The following is a 4,964-nucleotide window of genomic DNA, read 5'->3' as shown; positions in this document are numbered from 1 at the left end:
GGGGGGGGGGGGGTTTTACTTGTTTCGCCCCCCCCCTTTTTGCCCCCGCGTTAAATTTTTGGGGGGGGCGGGGGGGGGGTGGCGCCCGTGACCGGGGGCCGGCGCTACACCCGCCCCGAGGTGGGTGGTGGGTGCGCAAGGGTGTGAATCAGTAGACCGGTCTGCATATTTTTCCGAGGCGGCGCCGGGCGGTGCCTGGTCAGTGGGTGTGGTGGTAGGTGGCGAGGGTGGTGAAGGCGGCCTTGGGGTCCCAGGGGAGGTCGGGGTAGGTGGTGCCGGGGCGGTCCTCGTAGACCTTGACGATGCCGTAGCTGGCGAGGTCGAGGTCGTCGCGGGGGTCGGCGTCGGGGCGGTGTACGTGGTCGTACAGGGCGAAGGTGAAGACGAAGGTGGCGTCGATGCCGCCGGCGTCGAAGGCCTCCAGCAGTTCGCGCAGGTAGGCGGCCTGGCCGGCCTCGTCGCGCTCGTACGCGGCCTTCAGTCGGACGGGGCCCTCGGCGTCGTACTCGACGATGTCCAGGCCGAGCGCGCCCCGGTCGCCCGCGCCGCGGTAGCCGGCGGAGCCGAACTCGGTGATGGCGACGGGCTTTCCCTGCGCGGCCAGCTCGTGGACGCCGTCGGCGAACCGGTCGGCGGTCTCTGCGGAGCGGTAGAGGTCGAGGGAGATGAGGTCGAAGGGCGTCCAGTCGACGCGCTCCAGCGGTACGGCGGCGTAGGTGACGCGTCCGCCGAAGTGTCCGCGGACGGTGGCCACGGCCTGGTCGAGGAACGCGTTGACCCGGCCGCTGACCGCTCCGAGGTGTTCGCGGACGAGCTCGGGTCGGCTGAGCAGGGCGATGCGGTCGTCCGTGGTGTCGCCGGGCAGGAATCCCGGGTTCATCAGGCTGAGTTCGGCTCCGGTGACGAACACCACCTCGGCCCCGCGCCGCCGCAGCCGTTCCGCGCGCTCGGCGCAGTCGGCGAACAGGGCCAGCAGCTCGTCGGCGGTGAGTTCCAGCGGGTACGGGGAGTACCAGACCTCCAGTCCGAGGTCGGCGGCGAGGCCGGCGGCGAGTTCGATCCGGTCGGGGTCACCGCCCATGATGCGGACCGCGTTGCAGTGCAGGTCGTCGCGGATGATGCGCAGTTCGCGTTCGACCTCCTTCGGGTCGAACCGGCTGCGGGAGTACGACCCGTTCCTGACGAATCCGGTGTCGTAGCTGATGCCTTTGGCGCGCACGATGTCCTGCCTTCCTGGGGGTGGGCGGGGAGCGGCAAATACGGTACGGCCAGTACCCTAGTTGGCGCGGGTCGGAGAAGACAAGAAGGATGGGAGGGTAGGGAGCGGTATCGACGGGGGTATCGACGGCGGTACCGGCGACGGGATCGGACGGGACGAGGGCCATGGCCGGGCAGACACGGCGGCGCGGGGCGGCGCTGGAGGAGGCGATCCTCCAGGCGGCGGTGGCGGAGCTCACCGAGTCCGGATTCGCCGGGCTGACCATGGACAAGGTGGCCGCCCGCGCCGGCACCAACAAGAACGCCCTCTACCGCCGCTGGCCCAACCGCCTGGCCCTCGGTATCGCCGCCTACAAGCAGCTGGCCACCGCCGCCGTGCCCCCCGACACCGGTGAACTACGCGGGGACGCCCTGGAGTTGCTCCGCCAGGCGAACCGGCACTGGAGCTCCCCGCTCGGCGCGATCCTGCGCGAACTCCTGGCCGCCGCCGGTGGCGCGGCGGAGTTCCTGGCGCAGCTCCAGGACCAGTCCGGCGAGGCCGCGGCCACACCCTGGCTCACCATCCTGGGGCGCGCGGTCGCCCGTGGTGAAGCGGCCCCAGGGGCGCTCCACCCCAGGGTGGCCACGGTGGCGGTGGTGCTGCTGCGCAACGAGTTCGTGGTGCGGGGCGTGCCGACCGCGCCCGACGACGTCCTGGTCGAGATCGTGGACGAGGTCTACCTGCCGCTGATCCGACGCCGCGGGCCGGCGGACGTCTGAACGGGCACGGCCCCGGAGTGGCGCCCGGCGGGGCTCGGCGGACGGGCTGAGGTCGGGCTGAGGTCGGGCTGAGGGCGGCGCGGGCCTCCGGGGTCAGGAACCGCCGAGGTGGCGCGCCTCCAGGTACACCGTCCGCTCGGTCTGTCCGGGGTCGGCCAGCGCGCTGAAGCGGCTTCCGGTGGAGGTCGTGAAGTCGACGAAGAGGTCGTAGGTCACGTTCTTGTCGAAGGACCAGCCGAAGGTCCGGGTCTCGGTGTCGGAGTCGAAGCCCGTCCCGGCCCCCTGTCCGGGGCTCCAGTGGACGGGGCGGGCCAGGTCCACCGAGTGGTCGGCGAGGAAGCGGTCCACGCAGTCCTTCGGGGCCCGGAAGCTCAGGTTCAGGGCCTCTCCGGGGTACTTCGCGGATCCGTGGAACCCGACGTCCTGAAGGTCGCACGCGGGCAGGTCCAGCCCGAACGCCTTCGTCACCTTTTCGAGGGTCTGCCCCTTCGGGCTGCCCGGGTACGCCCTCGGGTCCGGATCCGGGTCCCCGGCCGCGCAGCCGGCCACCAGGGCGACGGCGGCGGTCGCGGCCGCAGCCAGTGCGGCCGCGCGTCGCGCCGGCCGGGATGTGAACGGCCTTGCTGCGTCTAGCCCTTGCATGAATCTCCCCTCCCCGGACGGGTGCCGTCCCGCAGGGAGGGCCCCGCGGGACGGTACCGAAGGCGGATCGGATGATCAACCGGCGTGGGCGCCGGGCAGGATCCGCCGGACGGGTCCTAACTGTTCCCGGCGACCAGGGAGTTGGTGAGCCGGTCGGCGACGGTGGCGTCGAGGGGGGCGTGGCCGAGGAGGAAGCGGTACCAGAAGACGCCGTAGACCTGGTCGACGATCAGGTCGAGGTCGGTGTCGTCGGCGAGTTCGCCGCGTTCGCGGCCGCGGGCGAGGAGGTCGCGCAGGGCGGTGCGGCGGGTGGCGGTGAAGGTCTGCATGAGGTCGGCGAGGTGGGGGTCGCGGGCGGCTTCGCGGACGAGGGTGCGCAGGGCGGGGGCGGTGGTGTCGCGCTGGGAGCCGTCGAAGGTGGTGGCGATGAAGGCGCGGAGGTCGGTGCGCAGGGTGCCGGTGTCGGGGCCGGGGGCGTCCTGGTCGGCACGGTCGGTGAGGGCGTCGAGCAGGACGGCGCCCTTGGAGGGCCACCAGCGGTAGACGGTCTGCTTGCCGACGCCGGCGGTGCGGGCGATGGCGTCGATGGTGACGGGGGTGCCGTCGGACTCGGCGAGCAGGTGCAGGGCCGCGTCGAGGATCGCCTGGTGGGCGGCTTCGTTGCGGCGGCGTCCGGTGTGCGGGCGGGCTTCGGTCATCGTGTTCCCTTTCCTCTTCCCCCGCTTGACAAGACTAGCAGTCTCGATAACATTATTGACGGAACTAGCGGTCTCGACAAGATGAAGGACACGCCACCATGGGCACCACGTCAAACCTCTTCACCGGACAGCGCGTCGTCGTGATGGGCGGCAGCTCGGGCATCGGCGAGGCCGCGGCCACCGCCTTCGCCGCGGACGGCGCCGAGGTCGTGATCACCGGCCGCGGCCGGGACCGGCTGGACGCCGCCGTCGCCCGGATCGGCGGCAAGACCGTCGGCCACCAGCTGGACGCGGCCGACCCCGAGGCCGTCGCGGCCTTCTTCGCCCGGTCCGGCACCGTCGACCACCTGGTCGTCGCGGTCAGCGGCGCGGCCGGCAGCGGCCCGTTCGCCCAGCTCGACCTGGCCGAGCTCGCCACCGGGTTCGACGCCAAGTTCTGGCCGCAGGTCCGCGTCCTCCAGGCGGCGCTGCCGCACCTGCGGTCGGACGGATCCGTCACGCTGATCACCGCCGCCTCCGCCCGCGCCGCGATCCCCGGCACCGCCGGACTCGCCGCCATCAACGGCGCGCTGGAGGCGATGGTCCCGCCGCTGGCCGTCGAACTCGCCCCGCTGCGGATCAACGCCGTCTCGCCCGGCGTCATCGACACCCCGTGGTGGGACCGCGTCCCGGCCGAGCAGCGGACGGCGCTGTTCGACGGCCTCGCCGCCACCACCCCGGTCGGCCGCGTCGGCCGGGCCGAGGACATCGCGCAGGCCATCCACCTGCTGGCCGCCAACACCTTCGTGACGGGCGTGGTGTTCGACTGCACGGGCGGGGCCAACCTGCCCACCGGGCGCTGAACGAACCGTCGGCCGACCGGGCCCGTGGCCCGCAGCCGTATCCGGCCCGCAGTCGCGCCCGGCCCGCAGTCGCGCCCGGTCCGGAGCCGTCTCCGGGCCGGGCGTTGTCACAGCTCAGCCGTACGGTTCGGTCATGAGCGTTCCCGACCTGATCCCCATCCGGTACGAGCCCGACTACCGCACCCGCACCATCGGCCGGTGCGAGGGCGGCCAGTTCCTCGCCTCCGTCACGGCGGCCTTCCCGGAGGTCGGGGCCGACGTCGAGAACTGGCAGGCGCAGAAGCGCTGGTTCGCGGTGCTCCACCGCTTCGACGACGCCGGCCGGCACCTCGACTCGCGCATCCGCTCGACCGGCACGACGGCGGACGGCGAGAAGGCGGCCGTCGAGGCCGCCCGCGCACTCCTCGCCGACTGGCTCGACGCCCTCCCCGGCCGCGCGTACGGGGACGTCGCCATCGCGCCGTTCGCCGTCCGGGTCGAGGGGGCGCTGTTCGGGCTGGTCATCGAGACGGACGAGGAGGACGAGGAGGAGGAAGAAGAGGGCGAGGACGGCGAGGGCGGGGTCTGGGCCGAGCTCTACCCCGACGGCCTCGGCTTCCACGCCCCGTGGGACGGCTGCTACGACACCTGAGCCGCGGCCGCCGTCACCACTTCGCCTCCTGGCGGTCCTTGAGGAACACCCCCGACCGCCGGGGGGGGGGCCCCCCCCCCCCCCGGCGGGGGGGGGGGGGGGGGGGGGGTGGGAGACCACACGAGAGGGGGAAATAAAGTAACAAACCAATAGGAGGAGTAAGAGTGTTTTGTT

At 72.7% G+C, this 4,964-nt stretch carries 6 protein-coding genes; 3 read left to right on the top strand and 3 right to left on the bottom strand.

Going from position 1 to position 4,964, the window contains the following annotated elements:
• Positions 1 to 199: 199 nt before the first annotated feature.
• Entirely contained in the window at positions 200 to 1,219 is a 1,020-nt protein-coding gene (locus ACFV61_RS14455) for a hypothetical protein (RefSeq protein WP_380491887.1), read from the bottom strand.
• Positions 1,220 to 1,383: 164 nt separating this feature from the next.
• Between ACFV61_RS14455 and ACFV61_RS14450 the strand changes: the two genes are divergently transcribed.
• Positions 1,384 to 1,977 (top strand): TetR/AcrR family transcriptional regulator, encoded by a 594-nt coding sequence (locus ACFV61_RS14450; RefSeq protein ID WP_380423495.1) that lies wholly within the window; start codon positions 1,384 to 1,386, stop codon positions 1,975 to 1,977.
• A 93-nt stretch (positions 1,978 to 2,070) separates the two neighbouring features.
• Here the strand turns inward: ACFV61_RS14450 and ACFV61_RS14445 are convergent, their stop codons facing one another.
• Entirely contained in the window at positions 2,071 to 2,445 is a 375-nt protein-coding gene (locus tag ACFV61_RS14445) for a hypothetical protein (protein WP_380381027.1), read from the bottom strand.
• Between the two features lie 290 nt (positions 2,446 to 2,735).
• Complete coding sequence (locus tag ACFV61_RS14440) at positions 2,736 to 3,317, bottom strand: TetR/AcrR family transcriptional regulator (RefSeq protein WP_380423494.1); 582 nt, start codon at positions 3,315 to 3,317, stop codon at positions 2,736 to 2,738.
• 98 nt (positions 3,318 to 3,415) lie between these two features.
• On the opposite strand from ACFV61_RS14440, the gene ACFV61_RS14435 reads away from it, so the two are divergent.
• Both ACFV61_RS14435 and ACFV61_RS14430 read left to right on the top strand, forming a co-directional pair.
• On the top strand, positions 3,416 to 4,159 hold the full coding sequence (locus ACFV61_RS14435; RefSeq protein ID WP_380491885.1) for an SDR family oxidoreductase: 744 nt from the start codon (positions 3,416 to 3,418) through the stop codon (positions 4,157 to 4,159).
• 133 nt (positions 4,160 to 4,292) lie between these two features.
• Entirely contained in the window at positions 4,293 to 4,790 is a 498-nt protein-coding gene (locus ACFV61_RS14430; protein WP_380346215.1) for a hypothetical protein, read from the top strand.
• The last annotated feature ends 174 nt before the right edge of the window (positions 4,791 to 4,964 follow it).

Origin of the sequence: Kitasatospora sp. NPDC059817 (genome assembly GCF_042731835.1) — a bacterium.
Lineage (GTDB): Bacteria > Actinomycetota > Actinomycetes > Streptomycetales > Streptomycetaceae > Kitasatospora.
Note: the sequence above shows the minus strand (reverse complement) of the source record. Positions and strands in the feature narration are given on the sequence as shown.

Bases quoted from the DNA above. Each gene is read 5' to 3' on its own strand.
- ACFV61_RS14450 (WP_380423495.1), top strand. From the start codon at position 1,384: ATGGCCGGGCAGACACGGCGGCGCGGGGCGGCGCTGGAGGAGGCGATC.
- ACFV61_RS14440 (WP_380423494.1), bottom strand. From the start codon at position 3,317: ATGACCGAAGCCCGCCCGCACACCGGACGCCGCCGCAACGAAGCCGCC.
- ACFV61_RS14435 (WP_380491885.1), top strand. From the start codon at position 3,416: ATGGGCACCACGTCAAACCTCTTCACCGGACAGCGCGTCGTCGTGATG.
- ACFV61_RS14430 (WP_380346215.1), top strand. From the start codon at position 4,293: ATGAGCGTTCCCGACCTGATCCCCATCCGGTACGAGCCCGACTACCGC.